A 23,288-nucleotide genomic window follows, 5' to 3' on the forward strand; every position below is an offset into this window, starting at 1 on the left:
CAGTTAATCGAAGTGCTTACAATCACAACCTGCTTTTATCTCAACACCCTTCAGGCATTTCGCGGCTGCTTGCTGACGGCGACAGCGGGCTCGCCGATCTCAAGATCGCAGCGTTTCGGCAGCAGGAAGGTCATGGTCCCGGCAATGAGGAGCGATCCTGCCAACGCGCAGACCGCCACGTTCTGGCCATACAGATAGATCATCACCCCAACCAGATAAGGACCGCAGAAGCCGCCGAGATTGCCCAGGCCGTTAATCACCCCTCGTGCGCTACCGGCAACTTCCGCGGAAGCGATACGCCCCGGCATCGACCAGAACGGGCTGGTAGCCGATTTAAGGAAGAAACCGCAAATCACCAGCGCAATATAGGCCGCCACCACGTGCTCACGCAGTACCACCGAGGCCACCAGCGCCGCAGCGAAGCTGTAGAGCGAGAAGCGTACCCACAGACGACGTTTGCCGCTGCGATCGCTGAATAGCGAAATCACATAAATACCCGCCAGCGTGGCCACAAACGGCAGCACCGCCAGAAAACCGACGCTGGCCATACTGCCGCCGGTCAGCCCCTTCAGAATAGTCGGCAGCCACAGGGTATAGCCGTAATCGCCGGTCTGATAAAAGAAGTTGAGGATCACCAGCTTCATCAGCCCGCTATTGCGGAAAACATCTTTGACCGGCGCGTTGCTGACCGCATCTTCCGCCAGCTTTGCCGCCCGCTCTGCGGCCAGCGTGGTAACCAGATAGTGACGCTCTGCCTCCGGCAGCCAGCGCGCCTCTTCCGGACGGTCGCTGATCATAAACCACCACACCGCCAGCACTACCACGGACAGCAGGCCTTCGATAATAAACAGCCAGCGCCAGTCGAGCGCGGCAATAATCGCCCCGGAGACCGGCGCGGTCAGCATGCCGCCCAGCGGAGCAAACATCATGACGAAGGCATTGGCACGTCCCAGCTCTTTTTCCGGGAACCAGTTGCTGACCATCGTCAGCACCACCGGTAGCATCCCGCCCTCGGATACGCCGAGAATAAAGCGTAGAACCAGCAGTTGATATTCATGGGTCACAAAACCGGTGGCAATCGACACCACCGCCCAGGCCATCAGCGACCACGCAATAAAGCGTTTACCGCTGCCGTTTACCGCAATACGCCCGCCGGGTATTTGCAGAAATAAATAACCAATAAAAAATATTCCGCTGGCCACACCGGCCATTTGACTGGTAATACCTAAATCAGCTTCCATGCCACCGGGCAAAGCAAAACTAATATTCACCCGATCCATAAACGAAATAATACAGGCAATCAACACCGGCGTGATAATACGCAGCCAGCGGGTGCTGGGAATTTTATCATTCATATTTCGTACTCTCTATGCAGAGGTTATTGTTGTCATTAAATTAGAGCCGGGCACAGAAATAAGAGATGAGAATTAATTAATGGCGTTCGGCAATACGTTACCGGAGAAATAAGCCGTGACGTTTGCCAAAACCACTTCGCTCATTTTCTGTCGGGTTTCATGGGTGGCGCTGGCCACGTGCGGCTGCAACACCACATTATCGAGCGCGATCAATTCTGCCGGGACATGAGGCTCATCTTCAAAAACATCGAGGGCAGCACCGGCGATAACACCGTTTTGTAACGCCTGAATCAACGCCTTTTCATCCACCAGCGAACCGCGGGCGATATTAATCAGCCACGCATGTTTCGGCATGACGTTGAAGACCGAAAAATCGATCAGCCCGCGATTTGCCTCACCGCCGGAGGCGGCAAGCACCAGAAAATCACTCTCATGGGCCAGCGTATGCAGATCGGCGCACCACTGGTAATCCAGCCCCGGGACCGGTTTACGGTCGTGATAAAGCACCTGCATATCAAAACCGCGGGCGCGGCGGGCAATCGCCTGACCAATATTCCCCATCCCCAGCAGGCCGATACGTTTCCCGCTCACCTGAGTAGCCAGCGGCATACCTCCCTTCTCCCAGCGGCCTTCACGTACAAAACGATCGCCCTGACACAGATTGCGGGAACCGGCCAGCAGCAGTCCCATCGCCAGGTCCGCCACGTCGTTGGTCAGCACGCCGGAAGTGATGGAGACCTGAATCTGCCGGGAGCGAACGTACTCTAAATCCACCGCATCGGTGCCAACGCCGAAAATGGCAATCAGACCCACGTGCGGCAGCAGTTCAAGGACGCTGTTCTGTACCCCGATATCCCCTCGGGTGACAACGGCTGCAATATTCTCTCCCTGCTCACGCAGGAAGGCGATGGGATCCTCCTGCTCGTACAGACGCAGCAGCGGGAAGTCGGCCGCCAGCTGTTCCTGCAAAGCATCAATAACGGGGGCCACTAAGAGGATGGCGCGGGTAATAGTACTCTTCATCAGATCACCTGTTTGACGGTTCATTACGACGGTAGCCACTATCAAACGGTTTTTTAGCCGAACGTTTTGCGATCTGCATCACGCTGAATCGTGTTAAAAATTACTGTTACCGCGTCCGTGATCGCTAAGACAAAAACCCGGTTTTAAGCGGGGACAAGCGACGAGGCGTTAACGTTCTGCTAACACGACTGCGCCGCCGTTCAGGCAGGATTAAATGGTTTCGCCCATCGACAGGCGGTAGTGCAGATCGACTTTCTCTATGGTTGGCAGCCCTTTGATTTTCTTAATTAAAATCTCAGTAGCTACCTTACCCATTTCATAGCGTGGGGTCAGGACGCTTGCCAGCCGCGGGGTGACGATCTGGCCAATCTCCAGGCCATGAAAACCGGCGATCGCCAGCTCCTGCGGCACTGCGATACCCGATGCAAGGCACTCCTGTAACACGCCTACCGCCAGGTCATCATTAGTACAGAGGATCCCGTCCATCGCGGCGTACATCTGCCGCGCCAGATTCATCATGCCGGTGCCAATCGACACCGACGACACCTTATTGGGGGCAATGCGCCCCGTCGGCAGTCCGGCATTCTCCATCGCCTGACAGTAGCCGGCGTAGCGCTGTTCATCGCGGACATCGGACATTGACCCAAAATAGATAATGCGCCGCTTGCCGCTCGCCAGCAGCATCGTGGTCATGTCAAAACCGGCTTTGAAGTTGTCAAAACCGACATTGATTCGCCCCGGGTTCTCCGCCAGCCCCATCACCTCCGCGATCGGAATCTTCGCCGCATTGAGGTATTTGTCCGCCCGCAGCGTATGGAGCGACTCAGTCAGCAGCAAGCCTTTGACATGAAAGGCCAGTACGGCGGCAATCTGCTCCTCTTCACGCTGACGGTCGTAATCGTAATTGACCACCAGCGTCTGGTAGCCGTGGGCCGCGGTCACCGACTCGATGCCGGCCAGCAGGTCGGCGAAGATTTGATTATGAAAAGAGGGAATCAGCACGCCGATGCGTGGGACGGCGACGCTGGTCATCGCCGGATTATCGGGATCGGGCTCGTAACCAATTTCTGCAATCACGCTGGCGATACGCTCCGCCGTCTCCGGTTTCACTTTATCCGGCGTACGTAAATAGCGGCTGACGGTCATTTTGGTTACGCCAGCCAGCGCTGCAATATCATTGAGCGTAATGCGTTGTGCTTTCATCTATCGACCCGTCAAATACATCCACTGCATCAGGCCATTATGCCTGCCGCTGAAGAAAAAGAGAATCGAACCCTTCCAGCGTTAACCCCTTGAGCAGCGGTAATTTCCACGCGGCTTCACGTTTAACGTAACCCTTTTTCGTAACACTGTTTTGAGTGATCTCTGTCACAGATTTAAGCGGCAAAAATCCGTGATATAGAGCACAGGTTCTTCCGCTTCACCTTTTTGTGGATCAGGAATAAAAGCGCACACCGTCATTTATATTCAGCCGTTAATCAGGATATCAAGATGAAAGATCTTTTCAGCTTACAAGGCAAACGTATTTTAATTACTGGCGCAGGACAAGGCATTGGTTTTGTCATGGCGCAGGGCCTTGCACAATATGGCGCCGAAATCATTATCAACGATATTTCAGCGTCCCGGGCAGATGATGCGGTGATGAAATTACGTGATGAAGGCGCGATTGCTCATTCGGCCGTATTTAATGTAACCGATGCCGATGCTGTCGAAAATGCGATTGCTAAAATCGAAGAAGAAATCGGCGCGATTGATGTGTTATTCAATAATGCGGGTATTCAGCGTCGCCATCCGTTTACCGAATTTCCGGTACAGGAATGGAACGATGTTATTTCCGTGAACCAAACCGCGGTATTTCTGGTCTCGCAGGCCGTGGCTAAACGTATGGTGAGCCGCCAGCGCGGAAAAATCGTCAATATCTGTTCCATGCAGAGCGAACTGGGACGCGACACCATTACGCCTTATGCCGCCGCCAAAGGGGCGGTCAAAATGCTGACCCGCGGCATGTGCGTCGAGCTGGCGCGCTATAACATTCAGGTCAACGGTATCGCACCGGGCTACTTTAAAACCGCCATGACCCAGGCGTTGGTGGACGATCGCGCCTTTACCGACTGGTTGTGCAAACGCACGCCAGCCAACCGCTGGGGCGATCCGCAAGAGCTGGTCGGTGCGGCGGTGTTCCTCTCCTCCAGAGCATCCGATTTCGTCAATGGTCATCTGTTGTTTGTCGACGGCGGCATGCTGGTTGCCGTCTGATTAAGGAGCGCATTATGGCAGGGCAATGCATTATTTTGATGGGCGTTTCAGGCACCGGCAAAACCACCGTTGGTCAGGCGCTGGCCCAGGCGCTTGGCGCAAAGTTTATTGACGGCGACGACCTTCATCCACGGCAGAACATCATCAAAATGGCCGCCAGCCAGCCGCTTGATGATGACGATCGCCAGCCCTGGCTGGAGCGCATCGCCGACGTGATTTTCAGCCTCGAGCAAAAGAATGAATCCGGCGTACTGGTCTGCTCGGCGTTGAAAAAACGCTATCGCGATCGCCTGCGTGAAGGCAGCGGTAATCTGCGTTTTCTGTGGCTGACCGGGGAGTATGAGTGCATTCTCCAGCGCATGCAGCGACGTCAGGGCCACTTTATGCCGGAAGCGCTGCTGCGCAGCCAGTTTGCCGCCCTGGAAACACCGGACGCCAGCGAGGGTGATATCGTCGCCGTTGATATCGCCCCCGACGTCGCCACCATCGTGGCGCAATCGCTCACATTACTTACCCCTCAACCAGCACAGGGAGTTCCGGCATGATTATCGATACCTTAAGCGCCGCCGCCAAAAATGCGTTCTATCCGGCGGTCATTAAAAAAGCGCTCCAGGCCGTTGCGCAGCAGGATCCCCACACCCTGCCTCCGGGCAAATATACCGTCGATGGCGATAACCTGTTCTTTACCGTCGTTGAGGGTCAGACGCGTCCGCTGTCGGAGCAGCGCCCGGAATTTCATCGTCAGTATATTGATATTCATATTGTACTGGCGGGCGTTGAGATAATCGGCGCCGGCAACAAAGGTCTGCCGATCGCGCCGGACGGGCCGTTCAAAGAGGCCCATGATATTGGCTTTTGTGAGGCAATCAGCAGCGAAACGCTGATTCATCTGCACCCGGAAGAGCTGGCCATTTTATTCCCGGGCGAACTGCACCGCCCGATGGGCGCGATGGATGCCGGCGCGCCGCTGCGCAAAATTATCGTTAAGATAGATAACGCTCTGCTGTAGCGGTCCCGCCGTAATCAGCCCCACGAGATCCGTCGCGGGGCCCCGGATAACCCTTAGTTATCCAGTTCATCCATCGACTTCACCTGATCGCGATTGATCTGTTCAGTCCGGCCGGTTTCCGCATTTTTGTACGACACCATACCAGTATCATCATCCACCTGCGGCTTGCCATCAGTCACGATCGTTTTACCGTCGGTCGTTTTCAGCGACTGGTTCGATGAACAGCCCGCCACAAACAACATTGCCGTCGCCGCCAGCGCGGATGCCATCAGAATTTTGTTCCGCATTGTATCCTCCTGTCTTTCCGTCAATTGATATCGTTATGATGCTAACTATAGTTAGCCTCACCGGACGGACCGTGAAAAGCAGAACTCTCCGAAGATGGCGCGGATAAAAAAAGGGCCGACGATTTCTCGTCAACCCTTGTTGTTCCGCGACCCGATATTATCGAGGCAGCTTACTTTTTAATTTGCGCGTGCATTTCCTGAACCGAGGTCACTTTCTCGATGGCGTTGGCGTTGAGCGCCATCGCCGTCGCGAAACCGCCGTTCAGGGTGGTGTCGTAATGCACTTTGTACTGCAGGGCGCTGCGGCGAATCAGCTTGGAGTCTTCAATCGCCTGACGACCTTCGGTGGTGTTGATGATGTAGGTGTATTCGCCATTCTTAATACGGTCCTGAATATGCGGACGACCTTCATGCACCTTATTCACCAGACGTGGGTTGATCCCCGCCTCACCCAGCACAATCGCGGTACCGTGAGTCGCATCCAGTTCGAAACCAAACTTCAGCAGTTTCGCCGCCAGGTCTACGACACGCTCTTTGTCGCCTTCGCGAACGGAGAGCAGCGCGCGGCCCTGTTTTTTCATCGTTGAGCTGCTGCCCAGCTGCGCTTTAGCGAACGCTTCGGCGAAAGTACGGCCCACGCCCATCACTTCCCCGGTAGAGCGCATTTCTGGCCCTAACAGCGGGTCAACGCCCGGGAATTTGTTGAACGGCAGCACCACTTCTTTCACCGAGTAGTACGGCGGGATAATTTCTTTGGTGACGCCCTGCTGGGCCAGGGTCTGGCCAGCCATCACTCGCGCCGCTACTTTGGCCAGCGGGATACCGGTGGCTTTAGAGACGAACGGTACGGTACGCGCCGCACGCGGGTTCACTTCAATCAGGTACACTTCATTGTTTTTCACCGCGAACTGGACGTTCATCAGGCCACGGACCTGCAGTTCAAAGGCCAGCTTCTGTACCTGCTCACGCATCACATCCTGAATTTCCTTGCTCAGGGTGTAGGCCGGCAGAGAACATGCGGAGTCGCCCGAGTGCACGCCCGCCTGTTCGATGTGCTCCATGATGCCGCCAATCAGCACCATTTCGCCGTCGCAGATAGCGTCAACGTCGACTTCGACCGCATCGTCAAGGAAGCGGTCCAGCAGAACCGGCGCGTCGTTCGAGACGCTGACCGCGGTCTGGAAGTAGCGCTTCAGGTCGGCTTCGTCGTAGACGATTTCCATCGCCCGACCGCCCAGGACGTAGGACGGACGCACCACCAGCGGGTAGCCAATCTCTTTCGCCTTCTCAACGGCCATCTCAATGGTGGTCACGGTGGCGTTCGCCGGCTGTTTCAGCTTCAGACGGTCAACCGCCTGCTGGAAACGTTCACGGTCTTCGGCACGGTCAATCGCATCCGGGCTGGTTCCGATAACCGGTACGCCGGCCGCTTCCAGCGCACGCGCCAGTTTCAGCGGCGTCTGGCCGCCGTACTGGACGATAACGCCCTTCGGCTTCTCGATACGCACGATTTCCAGCACGTCTTCCAGCGTCACCGGCTCAAAGTACAGACGGTCGGAGGTGTCGTAGTCGGTAGACACGGTTTCCGGGTTACAGTTAACCATAATGGTCTCGTAACCATCTTCACGCAGCGCCAGTGAAGCATGTACGCAGCAGTAGTCAAATTCGATACCCTGACCGATACGGTTCGGGCCGCCGCCAAGGACCATGATTTTATCGCGGTCAACGGACGGGTTCGCTTCACATTCGTCTTCATAGGTGGAGTACATGTAGGCGGTATCGGTGGCAAATTCCGCCGCGCAGGTATCCACGCGCTTGTAGACCGGGTGCAGGTCGTACTGGTCACGCAGCTTACGGATTTCACCTTCACGAACGCCGGCCAGTTTTGCCAGACGAGCATCGGCAAAGCCTTTACGCTTCAGCTGACGCAGGAAGTCAGGCGTCAGACCGGTGATGCCAAGGTCAGCCACTTTCTCTTCCAGACGTACCAGCTCTTCAATTTGTACCAGGAACCAGCGGTCGATGTTGGTCAGGTTGAAGACGCCGTCCACGGACAGCCCCGCGCGGAACGCATCGGCGATGTACCAGATACGCTCGGCGCCGGCATCTTTCAGCTCACGGCGAATTTTGGTCAGCGCTTCCGGGTCGTCGAGGCTGACTTTCGGGTCGAAACCGGTGGCCCCTACTTCCAGGCCGCGCAGCGCTTTCTGCAGGGATTCCTGCTGGGTGCGGCCAATCGCCATCACTTCACCCACGGATTTCATCTGGGTGGTCAGGCGGTCATTAGCGCCAACGAATTTTTCAAAGTTGAAGCGGGGAATCTTGGTCACGACATAGTCGATGGACGGTTCGAACGAGGCCGGCGTGCGGCCGCCGGTGATGTCGTTCATCAGCTCATCCAGGGTGTAGCCGACCGCCAGTTTGGCCGCCACTTTGGCAATCGGGAAACCGGTCGCTTTGGATGCCAGCGCGGAGGAGCGTGATACGCGCGGGTTCATTTCGATAACAATCAGGCGGCCGTCTTTCGGGTTAACGGAGAACTGCACGTTAGAGCCCCCGGTTTCGACGCCAATTTCGCGCAGCACCGCCATCGATGCATTACGCATCACCTGGTATTCTTTATCGGTCAGGGTTTGCGCCGGGGCGACGGTGATGGAGTCACCGGTATGGATGCCCATGGCGTCGAAGTTTTCGATGGAGCAGACGATGATGCAGTTGTCGTTCTTATCGCGCACCACTTCCATCTCGTACTCTTTCCAGCCGATCAGCGATTCATCAATCAGCAGTTCGTTGGTCGGAGAGAGATCCAGCCCGCGGGCACAAATTTCTTCGAACTCTTCACGGTTGTAAGCGATACCGCCGCCGGTGCCGCCCATAGTGAAGGAGGGACGGATGATACACGGGTAGCCCACGTCAGCGGCCACCGCCAGCGCTTCTTCCATGGTGTGCGCAATACCGGAACGTGCGGTATCCAGACCGATTTTCTTCATTGCCACATCGAAGCGACGGCGGTCTTCCGCTTTATCAATCGCGTCGGCGGTGGCGCCGATCATGGTGACGCCGAATTCGGCCAGCACGCCCTGACGTTCCAGCTCCAGCGCGCAGTTCAGCGCCGTCTGGCCGCCCATAGTCGGCAGTACCGCATCCGGACGCTCTTTTTCGATAATTTTGCGCACCACTTCCCAGTGGATCGGCTCAATATAGGTCGCATCGGCCATTTCCGGGTCGGTCATGATGGTGGCCGGGTTGGAGTTCACCAGAATGACACGGTAACCTTCTTCACGCAGGGCCTTACAGGCCTGGGCGCCAGAGTAGTCAAATTCGCAAGCCTGGCCGATAACGATCGGGCCAGCGCCAAGAATCAGGATGCTTTTTATGTCTGTACGTTTTGGCATGGCTCTTTTCTCCTGATTATTTCGCGGACTGGCGGTACTGCTCAATTAATGCAATAAAATGGTCGAACAACGGCGCGGCATCGTGCGGGCCTGGGCTCGCTTCCGGGTGGCCCTGGAAGCTAAACGCCGGTTTGTCAGTGCGGTGGATGCCCTGCAGCGTTCCGTCGAACAGCGACTTGTGGGTCACGCGCAGGTTAGACGGCATGGAGGCTTCGTCTACCGCAAAACCGTGGTTCTGGGCGGTAATCATCACCACATTATTATCGATATCTTTAACCGGGTGGTTGCCGCCGTGGTGGCCGAACTTCATCTTAACGGTCTTCGCACCGCTCGCCAGCGCCAGCAGCTGATGGCCGAGGCAGATGCCGAATACCGGAATATCGGTCTCGAGGAATTTCTCAATCGCGGCAATGGCGTAATCGCACGGCGCCGGGTCGCCAGGGCCGTTGGACAGGAAGATACCGTCCGGATTCATCTTCAGCACCTCTTCGGCAGAGGTTTTCGCCGGCACAACCGTCAGACGGCAGCCGCGGTCAACCAGCATGCGCAGGATGTTGCGTTTGGCGCCAAAATCGTAGGCTACAACGTGGAACGGCAGCTCGCTTTCCGCTTTCGCTTCCGGCAGGTCGCCCGCCAGCGTCCAGCTTCCTTGCGTCCAGCTGTAGGTTTCTGAAGTGGTGACTTCTTTCGCCAGGTCCATGCCGTTCAGGCCCGGGAACGCTTTGGCTTTTTCCAGCGCCAGCTGCGCATCCAGGTTATCACCCACGATGATGCAGCCGTTCTGTGCGCCTTTTTCACGCAGCAAACGCGTCAGCTTACGGGTATCGATATCGGCAATCGCCACGATGTTATGGCGCTTGAGGTAAGAAGAGAGGTCTTCGGTATTGCGGAAGTTGCTGGCAATCAGCGGCAGGTCGCGAATGACCAGACCCTGCGCATGTACCTGAGAAGATTCTTCATCGGCGGCGTTGGTGCCGACATTACCAATATGGGGATAAGTAAGAGTGACAATTTGGCGGGAATAGGAAGGATCAGTGAGGATTTCTTGATAACCGGTCATTGAAGTATTGAAAACGACTTCCCCAACCGCCGTGCCCGTTGCCCCGATGGCCCGACCGTGAAACTGGGTTCCGTCTTCCAGAACCAATAGCGCTGACTTAATCAAAACACCCTCCAGAGAATATTCACTCACTTTATTTGCATATTAATGCATGTGCATGACATGAATCAATGCAAATTTGCTTACCTATGGATTTCTGGCAAACGGCGGCATTCTGGAGAGATGTCGGGTAAAAGTCAACTTAAAGCCGATATTTTTTATCTCTTTTCACGTCACTGACCTCTCAGCACTGCGTTAGCAGGCAAAAAGATCAACAAACTATGCAGAGAAAACGCTTGCGGACCTGGAAGATTGCAAAACAGAGCGTGCAAGAGCAAAAAAGTAGACCAGATGGTCAAGATTTACAATAACACAACAAAAAACGAAGGGATAAGTTAATATTATAGCCACTTCATCATCTTTTATTGATGAAGAAGCAAAAAATAAAAAGGGCAATAAAATATTGCCCTTTGCAATCAATTACATATTGAATGCAATAACCACATCACGATGGGTAATAAACCTTATAAAGCATTGAGATCAAGCACGTCACGCATATCGAAAAGGCCTGATTTCTTATCTTTTAACCACAATGCGGAACGAACGGCACCATTGGCAAAAGTCATCCGGCTGGATGCCTTGTGGCTGATTTCAATACGCTCACCAATATCGGCAAACATAGCGGTATGCTCGCCAACGATATCCCCGGCGCGCACGGTGGCAAAGCCGATGGTCCCAGGGACGCGTTCGCCGGTATGCCCTTCACGGCTGTAGACCGCGCAATCCTTCAGATCTTTGTTCAGCGCGCCGGCAATCGCCTCGCCCATCGCCAGTGCGGTGCCCGACGGTGCGTCCACTTTGTGGCGGTGGTGCGCTTCAATAATTTCGATATCGGTGTAGTCGCCCATCACCTTCGCCGCTTTCTCCAGCAGCTTTAACAGCACGTTGACGCCGACGCTGAAGTTGGCCGCGAAAACGATGGCAATATCCTGCGCCGCATCGCGAATGGCCTGTTTCCCGGCCTCATCAAAACCGGTGGTACCAATCACCATCCCTTTGCCGTGTTCGCGGCAGAAAGCAAGGTGGTTTAACGTACCTTCCGGACGGGTGAAATCGATTAGCACATCAAAATCATCTTTGACCGCCGCAAGACTGCTTTGCACCGCGACACCCGCTTTACCGGCCCCGGCCAGCTCACCGGCATCGCTCCCAAGGAGGGAAGAACCTTCGCGCTCCAGCGCAGCGCCCAGCGCCACGCCGTCCATCTGCTGTACTGCCTGAATTAACTGGCGTCCCATCCGGCCGCCCGCGCCTGCGATGGCCACGCGGATTTGTGCATCATGCATAGCTATTCTCTTTTGTTAACTTAACGTAAATTGTTTCCAGATTAACCAGCCCGTCGATGAGCCGCTACTGTAAAACACCGATAATTAGAAATTTATGACAAACGGCGTTCGATATCAGTAAAAACTATACGCCGGCATCGTTTCTCACTCGTCCGGAGCGTTAATCCTGTGCCGAAAACCGCAGGATTCCCGAACCACCAGCGCCGGCGGCAAAATAATGCGCTTCGGCGGTTCATCATTGCCCTGAATACGGCTATACAGCAGCTCGCCGGCTTTGCGGCCAATCTCCTTCGCTGCCACCGAAACGGTCGTCAACGCCGGCTGAACCAGCGCGGCTTCGGTAATATCGTCAAATCCCACCAGCGCAAAATCACGTCCCGGCTCACGCCCGGTTTTACGCAGCGCCTGCATCACGCCCAGCGCAACAATATCCTGGTAACAAACTGCGGCCGTGATTTGCGGATAGCGGGTCAGCAGCGCTTCGGCCACTTTCGCGCCGTCGATCTGGCTGGCCTGAGCCGTGACGATCCACTCCGGACGCGGCGAGATCCCGCTCTCCAGGAGCGTGCTGGTGAACCCGCCAATACGCTGTGCCCGGGTACCGGAACTCAGGCTACCGCCGATAAAGGCAATCTGTCGGTGCCCCATTTTCAGCAAGTGTGCCGTGGCCATCTGCGTGCCGAGAAAGTTATCGGTCCCGACAAAATCAAAATCCGGATCGCTGAGCGGGCGCACCACCATAATGGCGGGAATATTGCGTCTTTTCAGCGCCTCAAAAAATGAGGCCGGAGTTTCCCGCGCCGCGCACAGCACCATGCCGCAGGCGCTATTGCGCATCAGCGAGTCGACAAACTTTTGCTGCCGCTCGCCTGACTCTTCGCTGTTGGCCAGAAATAACAGCAAATCATGCCGCTCCATTTCATGGCTTAAGCCTGCCGTCATCTCACCGTAAAACGGGTTGGTGATGTCATGCAGCAGCAGCCCAACCTGGTTGCTGCTGCGATTACGCAGATTGGCGGCGGTCTGATTGTAGACATAGCCAGTTTCATCCAGCGCCTTCAGCACACGTTCGCGCGTAGCCTGCGAAATCCGCCCGCGGTTACGCAACACCATCGAAACGGTGGCCGTGGATACCCCTGCCCGTTCAGCCACCTGTGCCAGCGTCACTGTTGTCATGATCTCTCCCGTTCGTTTAGCGAAGGTTAATCGAATAACCTAAAAATTGCATTTTTCCTTGTGACAGGACTCACAATAACGCCCATCTTGCCGCTTTACTTGCTCATTATGGCGGGTTAATCGCGTTAACCATACTGTCAAAACAAGGTTAATCGATTAATCTTCATTTAGCCAATACGGAGACAGATAATGCAAACGACCTATGATAAATTCCCTGAAGTTACGGTTCAGGGTTATGACGACCAGGCCTGGCAGGGCTGGGAATCCATCGAAGCGACGCTTAACCTCAGGGCTTCAGCCTCCTCCAGAACCGTACTGGTTGTGGACTGCTATCCCGGCGTCCGGCTTGACGAACTGGAGCAGCGTCTGCTGCCGTCACTGAACGCGACGCGGGTGCTGAACGTCGAATCCGCCCGCCGCGATCAGCAGGCGCTCCACGATTTGCTGGCGCGTAACCTGACCGATGACCGTGTTTTCGGGGTCCTCTCCTGTCATCACCTGGAGGAGTTTTTTAACGCCGACAAGTTACATCAGTTGCGTCAGCAGGTCGATGCCGTGACCGAAGGCCTCATCGTTATTTATGGTCCCGGCGCCGCGCTCGCTCATCCGGGCGATGTGCTGGTCTATGCCGATATGCCGCGCTGGGAAATTCAGCAGCGCATGCGCCATGACGGCCTCGGAAACTGGGGGGCGGACAACCAGGACGAGGACATCCTCCGTCGCTATAAGCGCGCCTTTTTTATCGAATGGCGCGTCTTCGATCGCCACAAAACGCCGCTGCTCAAACGAGCCGACTATCTGCTTGATACCACGCAAAAAGAGGCGCCGACGCTGGTCAGCGGCGAAGCGCTACGCGCCGGCCTCCGGCAAACCACCACCCGTCCGTTCCGCGTCGCCCCGTTCTTCGATCCCGGCGTCTGGGGCGGTCAGTGGATGAAACAGCAATTCGATCTCGATCCCTCCGCGCCCAATTACGCATGGTGTTTTGATTGCGTGCCCGAGGAAAACAGCCTGTTACTGCGCTTTGGTCAGGTGCGGATCGAGATCCCCTCACAAAACCTGGTTTTACTTCACCCTCGCGCGCTGCTGGGTGAGAAGGTTCACGCCCGGTTTGGCGCTGAATTTCCCATCCGCTTTGATTTTCTCGACACTATCGGCGGCCAGAACCTGAGCTTCCAGGTTCATCCCGTCACCGAGTACATCCAGCAACAGTTTGGGATGCACTATACCCAGGATGAAAGCTATTACATTCTCGAAGCGCAACCGCACGCGGTGGTCTATCTCGGAACCAAAACCGGAATCGAGCCGCAGGCGATGCTGGACGATCTCAAGGCCGCCGCGCGCGGGGAGAAAACCTTCGACGATGCCCGCTTTGTTAACCAGATCCCGGCACGCAAGCACGATCACTTCCTGATCCCTGCCGGCACGGTTCACTGTTCGGGCAGCGGCACGATGGTCCTCGAAATCAGCGCCACGCCGTACATTTTTACTTTCAAGCTGTGGGACTGGGGGCGTTTAGGTTTAGATGGTCTGCCGCGCCCCGTCCATCTGGAGCACGGGGAGCAGGTTATCGACTGGCAGCGTGACACCCGCTGGGTTGCCGACAACCTGGTAAACCAGGTCGAACCCGTGGCCGAAGGCGAAGGCTGGCGTGAAGAACGAACCGGGATGCACGAGCGTGAATTTATCGAAACCCGCCGCCACTGGTTCACCGCGCCGGTCACTCATCATACTCAGGGTGGAGTGAACGTTCTCAACCTGGTCGAAGGTGATGAGGCCATCGTCGACAGCCCGAGCGGCGCCTTCGCGCCTTTCGTCGTCCACTATGCCGAGACCTTTATTATTCCCGCCGCAGTGGGCGAGTATCGCATTTCACCGTCGGGCAAAGGCTCAGGACAGCCGCTCGCCACCATTAAAGCCTGGGTAAGAGGATAAGCGCATGATCAACGTTATTGTTGCCACCCACGGCCCGCTGGCGAACGCCCTGCTTGCAAGCGGCCGCATGGTTTACGGCGAATTACCTCATGTCTTCGCCGTGACGCTCGGCGAGCAGGCTGGCATTGAAGGCTTCAGAGAGGATTTCGCCCGCACGCTGGCCAGCGCCGGACAAAACGCCGATGGCGTGCTGGTGCTGTGCGATATGCAAAGCGGTACGCCGTGGAACATCGCCTGCCAGCACGCGTTTTCCTCTCAGACGATCCCCCCGGTCGCCGTCGTGGCGGGGGTCAATTTTCCGATGCTGCTGCAAAGCGACGAGGTTCACCATTTAACGGATGTGCACGATGCTGCCGCACAGCTGCTGGCGTTAACCGTACCGACACTGGTCATGGCTGCCCCGACGATATCCGTTCAGTCCGATGATTTTTAAAGGAAACCGCTATGAGTATCTCTTTTGTACGTATCGACGACCGCGTTATTCATGGGCAGCTCGTGACACGCTGGGCCAAAGAGCTGCCCTGCGACGGCATCGTCGCCATTGACGATGCCGTCGCGGCCGATCCGCTGCTCTCATCCGTGATGAAAGGCGCGGTTCAGGACACCAAAGTCTGGCTGTTCGACACCGCGACAGCTATCGAAAAATTGCCCAAAGTGATCGCCAGCGATAAGCGTTACTTCGTGATCGGCAAATCCCCCGTCACGCTCCAGCGCATCGAAGCAGCCGGTATCAGCCTGAAAAATGCCAACGGCAAAATTAACGTTGGCCCAATGAGCGCCCGCGCCGATACCCGAACCATTGGCCCGAACCAATCGGTCAACGCGGAGGAGATAGCCGCCTTTGACTGGCTGGTGCAGCACGGACATCTTGTTGAATTCCGCCTGGTCCCGGATGCCGGCTGTTACAGCTGGCAGGACGCCCGGCAGAAGCTGAAATAAGGAGCGGATGATGATTATCGAAGCGACATTGATAGGCTTTCTTTGCTATCTGGGCGCCCTCAGTAGCCCCTGGCTTTTGGGGCTGACCGGCGGCTGGTATCTGATCACCCGGCCGCTGGTTTCCGGCATGCTGGTCGGGCTTATTCTCGGCGATGTCAAAACCGGCATTATGATCGGCGTGGCGGTCCAGGCCGTCTATATCGCCATGGTGACACCGGGCGGGTCGATGCCGGCCGACCTTAACTTTGTCGCTTACCCGGCCATCGCCCTCGGGATCCTGTCAGGGAAAGGACCGGAAGTAGCGGTGGCGCTGGCGGCCACCATCGGTATCGCCGGAACCATTCTGTTTAACGCCATGATGGTACTGAACTCTTTCTGGAACCATCGGGCCGATGTTGCGCTGGATCGTGGCGACGAACGCGGAATTTATCTCAACAGCGCCATCTGGCCCCAGGCGACGAACTTCGTTTTACGCTTCGTACCGACTTTTATCGCCGTCTATTTCGGTGCGCAGTACATCAGTAGTTTTATGGACAGTTTGCCCAAAATCATTCTGTCGACGATGAACGTGCTGGGCGGCATTCTGCCTGCGGTGGGGATCGCTATCCTGCTCAAACAGATCATCAAAAACTACACCATGCTGATCTATTTTCTCGTCGGTTTCGTCTGCATCGTCTTTTTAAAGCTCAATATGGTCGCGCTGGTGATCGTGGGCTCGCTGCTGGCGTTAATCCATTACAACTACAAACCGGAGCCGCAGCAGAGCACTGGCGCAAAACCGGTCATCGATGATGAGGATGAATTCTGATGGAAGAACGTACCCTGACCCGCAAAGACCTGCGCCGCTGCTGGCGCGCGTGGATGATGCACAACCTCTCTTCAATGAGCTTTGAACGCCTGGAATCCTTCGGCTTTTGCCTGAGCATGCTGCCGGTGGCGAAAAAACTCTATCCCGATGCCGCCCAGCGCACCGAAATGCTGCGCCGTCACGCATCGTTCTATAACACCGAGCCGCAGATCGGCGCGATCGTCAACGGTATGGCGTTGGGGCTGGAGGAGAAAAAAGCCAACGGCGAACCGATCGATGGTGAAACGATCAACACCCTGAAAGTCGGCCTGATGGGGCCGATCGCCGGGATCGGTGATTCAATGATCCCCGGCATGCTTATCCCGATTTTGCTGAGTATCGGTATGGCGCTGGCGGCCGGCGGCAGTATTCTCGGGCCGCTGTTCTATACCGTCGCCTGGCTGGGCATCATTATTCCCGGCTCCTGGTTTCTGTTTCTCAAAGGCTACAAAATGGGTTCCGGATCGGTAGAGATGCTGGTCAGCAGTAAGTCTACCCGCCTGCGTGAAGCCTTGTCGTTGCTGGGCGTTTTCGTCATGGGTGGCGTTGCGGCAAGCTACGTTAAACTCGGAACCGGGCTGGAATTCGTCACCAAAGACGGGGTCAATATTCACGTTCAGCAGATGCTGGATGGCATCTTCCCGCAGCTGCTGCCGCTTGTGGTGGTGCTGGGGACGTGGTATTTGATGGCCAAACGCGGGGTTTCACCGGTAAAAGCGATGGTGCTGCTGCTGGTACTGGCCGCACTCGGCGTGGTGAGCGGTCTGTTTGCCGGCTGATATCGGATGGTGTTGTGAAAATGTCCCGGTCGCGTCGCGCGGGCCGGGACAAACGCAGCGGATAGCGTGAATATCCGCCCAACGTCAAAAAACCGGGGCAATGCCCTAATGCGGGTCACTTAAAGGTGACCCGCATTTTTTGGGTTTATCGCAGGCCAGCGGATGCCGGTAAACGGTGGTTTGTGCGAACGACGGGACAGAAACTCCTGCAGATATGTTGAAAACCTGACAGCGCCCATAAAAAATCGGCAATCTCTTTGAGATGGCTGATTCTTACACCTCTGCCGGATCGGTCAGCCGCCCCTTAAACGATCGGCATTAGGGCATGCCCCGGTTTTGCTATGGATGGAAATTCCGCCATAATTCCGCTGTCTTATCCGGACGGGAGATAAACTGGAAGCGGGCAGGATCGTCAATAAACTGCTGATAAACTGGCGCGGAGGTAATGCCAAACTCCGTATACTGCCGGGGGGTAATAGCCTGTAAGCGCCCGGGAATATAGTGCGAATTATGCAACCAGATAATCTGTTCATCCTGCAGCAGCGGATACCAGGCCAGCCCTTTTCGGGCGCGCACGGCATCATATTCAAAGCCGTACTCGCGATCGCACCATGCGCCAAAAGTTAAGGGTTCATCCGGGCTCGCCGAAATGGTGGCATGGCCCCAGCCGGGCGGCACCAGTACCTTTTCTCCCGGCCCGGCGATGACCGCAAAGCAGCGACCGGGGTCGTCCTCCACATACTCTTGCATGTAGATAATGGCTTTCCCCTGCCAGATTTCATACAGCTCCGGCGGCGACCAGCCGCTGTGCTGGCTGATGCGATGGACATGTCCCTGACTGCGAACCGGTTCATCCCCCAGTCGCCCGGCGGCATAGGTCACCACGCCAAACAGCAACATCCGTTTTTTCAGCTCTTCACGATCCTGCATCCGCGCCACATCCATGGCGATGGCATACACCTCCTCCGGCCCTTCGCAGTGGGGATCGCGCAGCGAAGCGCGAATCTGATCGAGACGACGGATTTCCGGCATCGGCCCGGTGACATCATTGCCGTAGCTAAAACCCAGCGGTCGATGATGAATCGCCATATCCAGCCCGTAACAACAGTCAGATTTCGTCATTCTGCACCGCCTTTACCTGGAGAGTCCGATGCTCTTCAAAGACCCGCAGCGCAAAGCCGTTTGCCAGCGCTGCGTAATCGTGCCCCGCGACGCCGGGCCAGACCGCCAGCGCGGAAAGCGTATCGCCCCCGGTATTAATCAGCCTGTGCGCGGTGAACCCTGGAATAATATGTACTGACCCGGCAAAAACCTGCTCAAAGCGCGCTTGCCCTTGCTCATCTTGCAGGAGCAGTAGACCACTTCCCCGCAGACCAAAGTAGACTTCGCCTTGTTCACGACGGGCATGAAAATGCCCGCGGGTCATAAAATACTCGTTGCCCACTTTTCCGGGATAAAGATGGGTGACGCCGGTATACAGCGCCCCTTCCGCTGAAGAGGTATCAAGCATTTCCACATCATAAACGACCAGCTCGCCCACCATTCCCTGACGCGCGCGCTCATCGGCGAACACCTGCGCAAGATCCGCAATGCGCGTTGATTTACGTAACAACGGGCCATCGGCAAGTGCGCCGCTGGCCCAGACCACCTGCGGTGGCTGAATAAAGGAAGGATTCATATTTGTCTCCGGCCCGAGGAGAACAACAGAATAAGATTAGCAGATTAATCGATTAACCTCAGATGAGTCGGGCGACTTTGCAACTGATATCACACAAAAATCCGCCAGCGTCGCCGCTCACTCCAGCGTATAACTCACGATCAGCTGACCTTTTTTGATTTTTACCTGGCTAATCGTCACCATCCCCAGTTCAGACAGGCTGGCAACATGCGTTCCGCCGCAGGGATAGGCCGGTAATGACCCAAATCCGACCTGACGCCGCCCATCCTCAAAAGTCAGATGCCGCGGCAGATTTTCCGCCTGCCAGCCCGCGATCGTCGCCAGCAGTGCACTGGCCTCCGGCACGATGGCGGACCCGATAGCGGTGAACGTTATCCGCCCTTCTCCGGGCCAGTGGTGCGCCTTGACCGGGCGCCAGCCAGCCCGCTCGCCCGCCAGGCCTATCAGATGCCCCGCTGAGTGCAGCCGCGAGTGCAGACGCCTGGCAGCCTCATCCACCCGAATCTCCACCTCTCCAGGCGGCAGCGGTTGCGCGACAATGTGCAGGACGCTGTCGCCTCGCGCCACCACGCCTTCAACAGCAATACCGCCAATCCAGCCGCGATCGGCCGGCTGCCCGCCGCCCTGCGGGTGAAACAAGGTCTGGTTCAGCTCAATAGCGTAACGGCCATCGGCCTCACTCTGGCAACTCACGACCAGAGCTCGCATCTCGGTCTCATCGCAGGTGTAATAAAGACGTTCAGTCATGGTTGTCCTCCTCTCAGTCAGGACAGTATATTGATATTATCCATGACGATAATCCCGTCATTCATCAATGCACTTTTGCCTCAAGGGCACAAATGAATCTCAATTTACTCCCCGACCTTGCCCTGTTCGTGCAAATTGTCGATCAGGGCAGTTTTTCTGCCGTCGCCCGTATTTCCGGAGCAACGCCTTCGGCGATCAGCCGCAGCGTCTCGCGGCTGGAACAGCAAATGGGCTGTAAGCTGCTGCACCGCAGCACGCGTAAATTACGCCTGAGCGATGCCGGGAAAACGGTGTATGCGCACGCACAGGAGATGCTGGAATCGGCTCGCCAGGCGATGGATTCCGCCAGCAGTGCGCAGGAAGTGGCGCAGGGCAAACTGACGCTCAGCGTGCCGAAGGCCGTCGGGCGGTTTGTGATTCATCCGTTAATGACGGAGTTTCTCACCCGCTACCCCGGCGTGGACGTCTGTCTGCGGCTTGAGGACCGCTATCTGGATCTGATTGATGATGGTATTGATCTGGCGCTGCGGATTACCCACAGCCCCTCTCCCGGGCTACACGGCAAGCCGCTGATGCCGGTGACCCACGTGATCTGCGCCACACCGGATTATTTGCAGCAGCATGGCACGCCGCAAACGCCGGCGGAGCTGCGCGCTCACAGCTGCATCAGCCTGGGCGAAACGCCGGCCGACTCACGCTGGAAATTCCGACGGGCGGGTAAAACGGAAACTATCCAGACTCACGGACGCTACGCCGCCAACCATACTGCCGTGCGCCTTGATGCGGTGCAGCAGCATTTAGGTATCGGCAGCCTGCCGCTGTTTACCGCCCGCGACGCGCTGGCCCGGGGCGATATCGTCCAGGTTCTGGCAGAATGGGAGTTTATCAGTAGCTATACCGGACAGCTGTGGTTGCTGTGGTCGGGCAATAAACATATGCCCGCCAGAATGCGGGCCATGATTGATTTTCTGAGCGAGAAAATTGACGGTCGTCTGGCTGCTTACGGCGCCAGGGCCAACACTTCCGCCACCCAGCGCTGAAAACCGTCCACATCCAGCGCCAGCGCAACGTTCGCGTTCGCCGGCTGCCCCAGTCGCCCTTCGATATCGACGACGGTGGTGCCGGATGTCCAGGTCCCCTGCGTTTCCACCGCCACAAAGCACGGTTGCAGGGTAAACAGTTCAGGGCGCACCAGCCAGGCAATGGCGCACAGGTCATGCATGCGCAGCCCGCTGCTCATGCTGCCGCTGCGATAATGGCTGAACAGCGCGTGGAGCATCTTTCCGGTCTTGTTCAACGCGGGCAGCGTGGCAAGGTACTCCGGCGTCAGCATTGCCCGGTTCGTCACGTCGAGCCCGCACATCACGATCTCCAGACCGCTGCGAAATACGCTGGCCGCGGCTTCCGGATCGATAGCAATATTGAACTCCGCATTAGGCGTAAAGTTACCGCGCCCGGCGGAACCGCCCATGATCACCAGCCGGCGAATATTAAAGCGACATTCCGGGTACTGCGTCAGGAGCAGCGCAATATTGGTCAACGGACCAATCGCCACCAGCGTAATCGGCTCCTGAGCATGCATCAGCGCATCGCGAATGGCCTGAAAGGCCGGTTTCGGCAATGGCTGACAGTCATGCTCGACAAAATCATACCCTTCCATGCCGGACTCGCCGTGCACGGAGGCCGCATCGCGCAGCGGGCGCAAGAGCGGCATCGACGCTCCCTGAGCCAGAGGAACCTTCGCCTGCCAGAAATGCAGCAGCTGCAGGGCGTTACGCGTGGTTTTTTCCACCGACACGTTCCCCGCCACCGTCGTCATCAGCTGCAGATCGAGCTCGGGGGCGAATAGCGCGGCGGCGATCGCCGCCGCGTCGTCAATGCCGGGATCGGTATCAAGAATGATCGGTAAGCGCATCGTTTCTCCCAAAAAAAATGCCAGACGTTAAGTCTGGCATCTTCTCACATCCGCCGGCGAAAGAACTTAGTCTACTTCACGGACATCAACCCGCAGCTCTTTCGGTACTTCGAAAACGATATTCTCTTCACGCCCTTCCAGCGGGACGGCTTCTCCACCGCCCAGCGCCTGCAGACGCGCAATCACGTTCTGCACCAGGATATCCGGGGCCGATGCGCCTGCGGTCACGCCAACGCACGCGGCCTCTTTGACCCACGCTTCCTGAATATCCGTCGCGTCGTCAATCAGATAGGCTGCTTTCCCCATCCGCTGAGCGAGCTCCGCCAGGCGGTTGGAGTTAGAGGAGTTTTTCGACCCCACCACCAGCACGACATCGGCCTGTTCCGCCAGCGCGCGAACCGCTTCCTGACGGTTGGTCGTTGCGTAACAGATATCGTCTTTACGCGGCCCGACGATTTTCGGGAAACGTTCGCGCAGCGCGTCGATCACATCCGAAGTGTCATCTACCGAGAGGGTGGTCTGCGTCATAAACGACAGCCGGGCGTCGTTTTTCACATCCAGCGTCCAGACATCATCGGGTGATTCCACCAGATACATTCCCCCTTCCGGGTTGCTGTACTGGCCCATCGTCCCTTCCACTTCCGGGTGACCGGCATGGCCAATCAGGATCGACTCTTCGCCGCGACGGCTGGCGCGGGCGACTTCCATATGCACTTTGGTCACCAGCGGACAGGTCGCGTCAAAGACCGTCAGATCGCGGTTTTTCGCTTCATTACGTACCGCCTGAGAGACGCCGTGCGCGGAGAAAATCAGGATCGCGCCATCAGGCACTTCGCTAATCTGTTCGATAAAAATGGCGCCGCGCTTGCGCAGGCTATCGACCACATAGCGGTTATGCACCACTTCATGACGCACATAGATCGGCGCGCCGTAGAGCGTCAGCGCGTTTTCGACAATGCTGATAGCGCGGTCAACGCCGGCGCAAAAGCCGCGCGGGTTAGCCAACAGGATCTGCATTTCACTCCTCCAGCGCCGGATCGATTTCCAGCACTTCAATATCAAAATGGACGGTGCGCCCGGCCAGCGGGTGGTTGAAATCCACGGTGATCGAATCGCCGTTCACTTCACGAATCACGCCGGGCATTTCGCTGCCATCCATTGCGGTAAAGAGCATAATCGCGCCGATTTCCGGCTCGCCCGCATCGATAAATTCGCGGCGGGAAAAATACTGGATAAGATCCGGGCTTGGTATGCCAAACGCAGCATCGGGCTCCAGCGAGAATACCTTTTTCTCCCCCTCTTTCAGACCAAGAAGCTGTTGTTCCAGACCTTCAGACAGGGAGGTGTCGCCAAGGCGAAACAGGGCAGGTTTGCCGTTATTGCGGGTGGATTCAGCCGTTGAGCCATCATCCAGTTTCAGCGTGAAGTGAACGATGATCGCGCTGTTGCTCTGTACGGATTTAGACATGCAGGTTTGCTCTTTAAAATTTCAGCCGCCTGTT

23 protein-coding genes are annotated in these 23,288 nt (G+C 56.6%); 9 read left to right on the forward strand and 14 right to left on the reverse strand.

What is annotated here, in order from left to right; all coding sequences use genetic code 11:
• Window positions 1–50: 50 nt before the first annotated feature.
• From AC236I_RS21150 to AC236I_RS21160, 3 genes are all read right to left on the reverse strand, one after another.
• Window positions 51–1,355: an MFS transporter gene (locus AC236I_RS21150; RefSeq protein WP_004857771.1), complete on the reverse strand. Its 1,305-nt coding sequence runs from the start codon at window positions 1,353–1,355 to the stop codon at window positions 51–53.
• A gap of 72 nt (window positions 1,356–1,427) precedes the next feature.
• Window positions 1,428–2,378 carry a 2-hydroxyacid dehydrogenase gene (locus AC236I_RS21155; protein WP_004857769.1) on the reverse strand — a complete coding sequence of 317 codons (951 nt, stop codon included), beginning with the start codon at window positions 2,376–2,378 and terminating at the stop codon, window positions 1,428–1,430.
• A 210-nt stretch (window positions 2,379–2,588) separates the two neighbouring features.
• Window positions 2,589–3,581: a LacI family DNA-binding transcriptional regulator gene (locus AC236I_RS21160; RefSeq protein WP_015585175.1), complete on the reverse strand. Its 993-nt coding sequence runs from the start codon at window positions 3,579–3,581 to the stop codon at window positions 2,589–2,591.
• 288 nt (window positions 3,582–3,869) lie between these two features.
• Here AC236I_RS21160 and idnO point away from each other — a divergent pair, with 288 nt between their 5' ends.
• Genes idnO through AC236I_RS21175 form a run of 3 tightly spaced genes read left to right on the forward strand, consistent with a single transcriptional unit; the run spans window position 3,870 to window position 5,643 of the window.
• Window positions 3,870–4,634, forward strand: coding sequence for a gluconate 5-dehydrogenase (gene idnO, locus AC236I_RS21165; protein WP_004857765.1), 765 nt, complete (start codon window positions 3,870–3,872; stop codon window positions 4,632–4,634).
• Window positions 4,635–4,648: 14 nt separating this feature from the next.
• Window positions 4,649–5,179 (forward strand): gluconokinase, encoded by a 531-nt coding sequence (locus AC236I_RS21170; protein ID WP_044349188.1) that lies wholly within the window; start codon window positions 4,649–4,651, stop codon window positions 5,177–5,179.
• Window positions 5,176–5,643: a NanQ anomerase/TabA/YiaL family protein gene (locus tag AC236I_RS21175; RefSeq protein ID WP_004857760.1), complete on the forward strand. Its 468-nt coding sequence runs from the start codon at window positions 5,176–5,178 to the stop codon at window positions 5,641–5,643. The genes AC236I_RS21170 and AC236I_RS21175 overlap by 4 nt, the downstream gene beginning before the upstream one ends.
• Before the next feature lie 53 nt (window positions 5,644–5,696).
• On the opposite strand, the gene AC236I_RS21180 is transcribed toward AC236I_RS21175, so the two are convergent.
• The 5 genes from AC236I_RS21180 to AC236I_RS21200 form a co-directional block, all read right to left on the reverse strand.
• Window positions 5,697–5,930: a YgdI/YgdR family lipoprotein gene (locus AC236I_RS21180; protein WP_004857757.1), complete on the reverse strand. Its 234-nt coding sequence runs from the start codon at window positions 5,928–5,930 to the stop codon at window positions 5,697–5,699.
• 170 nt (window positions 5,931–6,100) lie between these two features.
• On the reverse strand, window positions 6,101–9,325 hold the full coding sequence (gene carB, locus AC236I_RS21185; RefSeq protein WP_004857755.1) for a carbamoyl-phosphate synthase large subunit: 3,225 nt from the start codon (window positions 9,323–9,325) through the stop codon (window positions 6,101–6,103).
• 16 nt (window positions 9,326–9,341) lie between these two features.
• Window positions 9,342–10,490: a glutamine-hydrolyzing carbamoyl-phosphate synthase small subunit gene (gene carA, locus AC236I_RS21190; protein ID WP_004857753.1), complete on the reverse strand. Its 1,149-nt coding sequence runs from the start codon at window positions 10,488–10,490 to the stop codon at window positions 9,342–9,344.
• Between the two features lie 458 nt (window positions 10,491–10,948).
• Window positions 10,949–11,770, reverse strand: coding sequence for a 4-hydroxy-tetrahydrodipicolinate reductase (dapB, locus tag AC236I_RS21195; protein WP_004857752.1), 822 nt, complete (start codon window positions 11,768–11,770; stop codon window positions 10,949–10,951).
• A gap of 144 nt (window positions 11,771–11,914) precedes the next feature.
• Window positions 11,915–12,946, reverse strand: coding sequence for a LacI family DNA-binding transcriptional regulator (locus tag AC236I_RS21200; protein ID WP_004857750.1), 1,032 nt, complete (start codon window positions 12,944–12,946; stop codon window positions 11,915–11,917).
• Window positions 12,947–13,135: 189 nt separating this feature from the next.
• Here AC236I_RS21200 and AC236I_RS21205 point away from each other — a divergent pair, with 189 nt between their 5' ends.
• From AC236I_RS21205 to AC236I_RS21225, 5 genes are read left to right on the forward strand one after another with little or no spacing between them, the layout of a single operon-like run.
• Complete coding sequence (locus AC236I_RS21205; protein ID WP_162661673.1) at window positions 13,136–14,881, forward strand: class I mannose-6-phosphate isomerase; 1,746 nt, start codon at window positions 13,136–13,138, stop codon at window positions 14,879–14,881.
• Between the two features lie 4 nt (window positions 14,882–14,885).
• Complete coding sequence (locus tag AC236I_RS21210; protein WP_004857747.1) at window positions 14,886–15,314, forward strand: PTS sugar transporter subunit IIA; 429 nt, start codon at window positions 14,886–14,888, stop codon at window positions 15,312–15,314.
• Between the two features lie 11 nt (window positions 15,315–15,325).
• On the forward strand, window positions 15,326–15,820 hold the full coding sequence (locus AC236I_RS21215; RefSeq protein ID WP_004857744.1) for a PTS sugar transporter subunit IIB: 495 nt from the start codon (window positions 15,326–15,328) through the stop codon (window positions 15,818–15,820).
• Window positions 15,821–15,830: 10 nt separating this feature from the next.
• Window positions 15,831–16,628: a PTS mannose/fructose/sorbose/N-acetylgalactosamine transporter subunit IIC gene (locus AC236I_RS21220; protein WP_086817286.1), complete on the forward strand. Its 798-nt coding sequence runs from the start codon at window positions 15,831–15,833 to the stop codon at window positions 16,626–16,628.
• Entirely contained in the window at window positions 16,628–17,446 is an 819-nt protein-coding gene (locus AC236I_RS21225; RefSeq protein ID WP_004857740.1) for a PTS system mannose/fructose/sorbose family transporter subunit IID, read from the forward strand. Before AC236I_RS21220 ends, AC236I_RS21225 begins: the two co-directional genes overlap by 1 nt.
• 339 nt (window positions 17,447–17,785) lie before the next feature.
• On the opposite strand, the gene AC236I_RS21230 is transcribed toward AC236I_RS21225, so the two are convergent.
• The 3 genes from AC236I_RS21230 to AC236I_RS21240 form a co-directional block, all read right to left on the reverse strand.
• Complete coding sequence (locus tag AC236I_RS21230; protein ID WP_004857738.1) at window positions 17,786–18,568, reverse strand: glucose-6-phosphate isomerase family protein; 783 nt, start codon at window positions 18,566–18,568, stop codon at window positions 17,786–17,788.
• On the reverse strand, window positions 18,555–19,124 hold the full coding sequence (locus AC236I_RS21235; protein ID WP_004857736.1) for a glucose-6-phosphate isomerase family protein: 570 nt from the start codon (window positions 19,122–19,124) through the stop codon (window positions 18,555–18,557). The genes AC236I_RS21230 and AC236I_RS21235 overlap by 14 nt, the downstream gene beginning before the upstream one ends.
• Window positions 19,125–19,241: 117 nt before the next feature.
• Entirely contained in the window at window positions 19,242–19,871 is a 630-nt protein-coding gene (locus AC236I_RS21240; RefSeq protein ID WP_015585179.1) for an alanyl-tRNA editing protein, read from the reverse strand.
• A 92-nt stretch (window positions 19,872–19,963) separates the two neighbouring features.
• Here AC236I_RS21240 and AC236I_RS21245 point away from each other — a divergent pair, with 92 nt between their 5' ends.
• Complete coding sequence (locus tag AC236I_RS21245; RefSeq protein ID WP_162661681.1) at window positions 19,964–20,911, forward strand: LysR family transcriptional regulator; 948 nt, start codon at window positions 19,964–19,966, stop codon at window positions 20,909–20,911.
• On the opposite strand, the gene rihC is transcribed toward AC236I_RS21245, so the two are convergent.
• The 3 genes from rihC to fkpB all read right to left on the reverse strand — a co-directional run bounded on the left by rihC (window position 20,872) and on the right by fkpB (window position 23,254).
• Complete coding sequence (gene rihC, locus AC236I_RS21250; RefSeq protein WP_015585181.1) at window positions 20,872–21,786, reverse strand: ribonucleoside hydrolase RihC; 915 nt, start codon at window positions 21,784–21,786, stop codon at window positions 20,872–20,874. The two genes, AC236I_RS21245 and rihC, sit on opposite strands and share 40 nt — an antisense overlap.
• 66 nt (window positions 21,787–21,852) lie before the next feature.
• Entirely contained in the window at window positions 21,853–22,803 is a 951-nt protein-coding gene (ispH, locus tag AC236I_RS21255; RefSeq protein ID WP_004857727.1) for a 4-hydroxy-3-methylbut-2-enyl diphosphate reductase, read from the reverse strand.
• A gap of 1 nt (window position 22,804) precedes the next feature.
• The gene (gene fkpB, locus AC236I_RS21260; RefSeq protein ID WP_075808893.1) at window positions 22,805–23,254 is read right to left on the reverse strand and encodes an FKBP-type peptidyl-prolyl cis-trans isomerase; all 450 of its coding nucleotides are present in this window, start codon (window positions 23,252–23,254) and stop codon (window positions 22,805–22,807) included.
• Window positions 23,255–23,288 lie beyond the last annotated feature (34 nt).

The sequence above is a fragment of the Klebsiella sp. Sb-30 genome (assembly GCF_057652795.1).

Bases quoted from the DNA above. Each gene is read 5' to 3' on its own strand.
- AC236I_RS21245 (WP_162661681.1), top strand. From the start codon at position 19,964: ATGAATCTCAATTTACTCCCCGACCTTGCCCTGTTCGTGCAAATTGTC.
- AC236I_RS21240 (WP_015585179.1), bottom strand. From the start codon at position 19,871: ATGACTGAACGTCTTTATTACACCTGCGATGAGACCGAGATGCGAGCT.
- AC236I_RS21160 (WP_015585175.1), bottom strand. From the start codon at position 3,581: ATGAAAGCACAACGCATTACGCTCAATGATATTGCAGCGCTGGCTGGC.
- AC236I_RS21225 (WP_004857740.1), top strand. From the start codon at position 16,628: ATGGAAGAACGTACCCTGACCCGCAAAGACCTGCGCCGCTGCTGGCGC.
- AC236I_RS21235 (WP_004857736.1), bottom strand. From the start codon at position 19,124: ATGAATCCTTCCTTTATTCAGCCACCGCAGGTGGTCTGGGCCAGCGGC.
- fkpB (WP_075808893.1), bottom strand. From the start codon at position 23,254: ATGTCTAAATCCGTACAGAGCAACAGCGCGATCATCGTTCACTTCACG.
- AC236I_RS21210 (WP_004857747.1), top strand. From the start codon at position 14,886: ATGATCAACGTTATTGTTGCCACCCACGGCCCGCTGGCGAACGCCCTG.
- idnO (WP_004857765.1), top strand. From the start codon at position 3,870: ATGAAAGATCTTTTCAGCTTACAAGGCAAACGTATTTTAATTACTGGC.
- ispH (WP_004857727.1), bottom strand. From the start codon at position 22,803: ATGCAGATCCTGTTGGCTAACCCGCGCGGCTTTTGCGCCGGCGTTGAC.
- AC236I_RS21220 (WP_086817286.1), top strand. From the start codon at position 15,831: ATGATTATCGAAGCGACATTGATAGGCTTTCTTTGCTATCTGGGCGCC.
- AC236I_RS21205 (WP_162661673.1), top strand. From the start codon at position 13,136: ATGCAAACGACCTATGATAAATTCCCTGAAGTTACGGTTCAGGGTTAT.
- AC236I_RS21200 (WP_004857750.1), bottom strand. From the start codon at position 12,946: ATGACAACAGTGACGCTGGCACAGGTGGCTGAACGGGCAGGGGTATCC.
- dapB (WP_004857752.1), bottom strand. From the start codon at position 11,770: ATGCATGATGCACAAATCCGCGTGGCCATCGCAGGCGCGGGCGGCCGG.
- carB (WP_004857755.1), bottom strand. From the start codon at position 9,325: ATGCCAAAACGTACAGACATAAAAAGCATCCTGATTCTTGGCGCTGGC.
- AC236I_RS21215 (WP_004857744.1), top strand. From the start codon at position 15,326: ATGAGTATCTCTTTTGTACGTATCGACGACCGCGTTATTCATGGGCAG.
- AC236I_RS21150 (WP_004857771.1), bottom strand. From the start codon at position 1,355: ATGAATGATAAAATTCCCAGCACCCGCTGGCTGCGTATTATCACGCCG.
- rihC (WP_015585181.1), bottom strand. From the start codon at position 21,786: ATGCGCTTACCGATCATTCTTGATACCGATCCCGGCATTGACGACGCG.
- AC236I_RS21155 (WP_004857769.1), bottom strand. From the start codon at position 2,378: ATGAAGAGTACTATTACCCGCGCCATCCTCTTAGTGGCCCCCGTTATT.
- AC236I_RS21230 (WP_004857738.1), bottom strand. From the start codon at position 18,568: ATGACGAAATCTGACTGTTGTTACGGGCTGGATATGGCGATTCATCAT.
- AC236I_RS21175 (WP_004857760.1), top strand. From the start codon at position 5,176: ATGATTATCGATACCTTAAGCGCCGCCGCCAAAAATGCGTTCTATCCG.
- AC236I_RS21170 (WP_044349188.1), top strand. From the start codon at position 4,649: ATGGCAGGGCAATGCATTATTTTGATGGGCGTTTCAGGCACCGGCAAA.
- AC236I_RS21180 (WP_004857757.1), bottom strand. From the start codon at position 5,930: ATGCGGAACAAAATTCTGATGGCATCCGCGCTGGCGGCGACGGCAATG.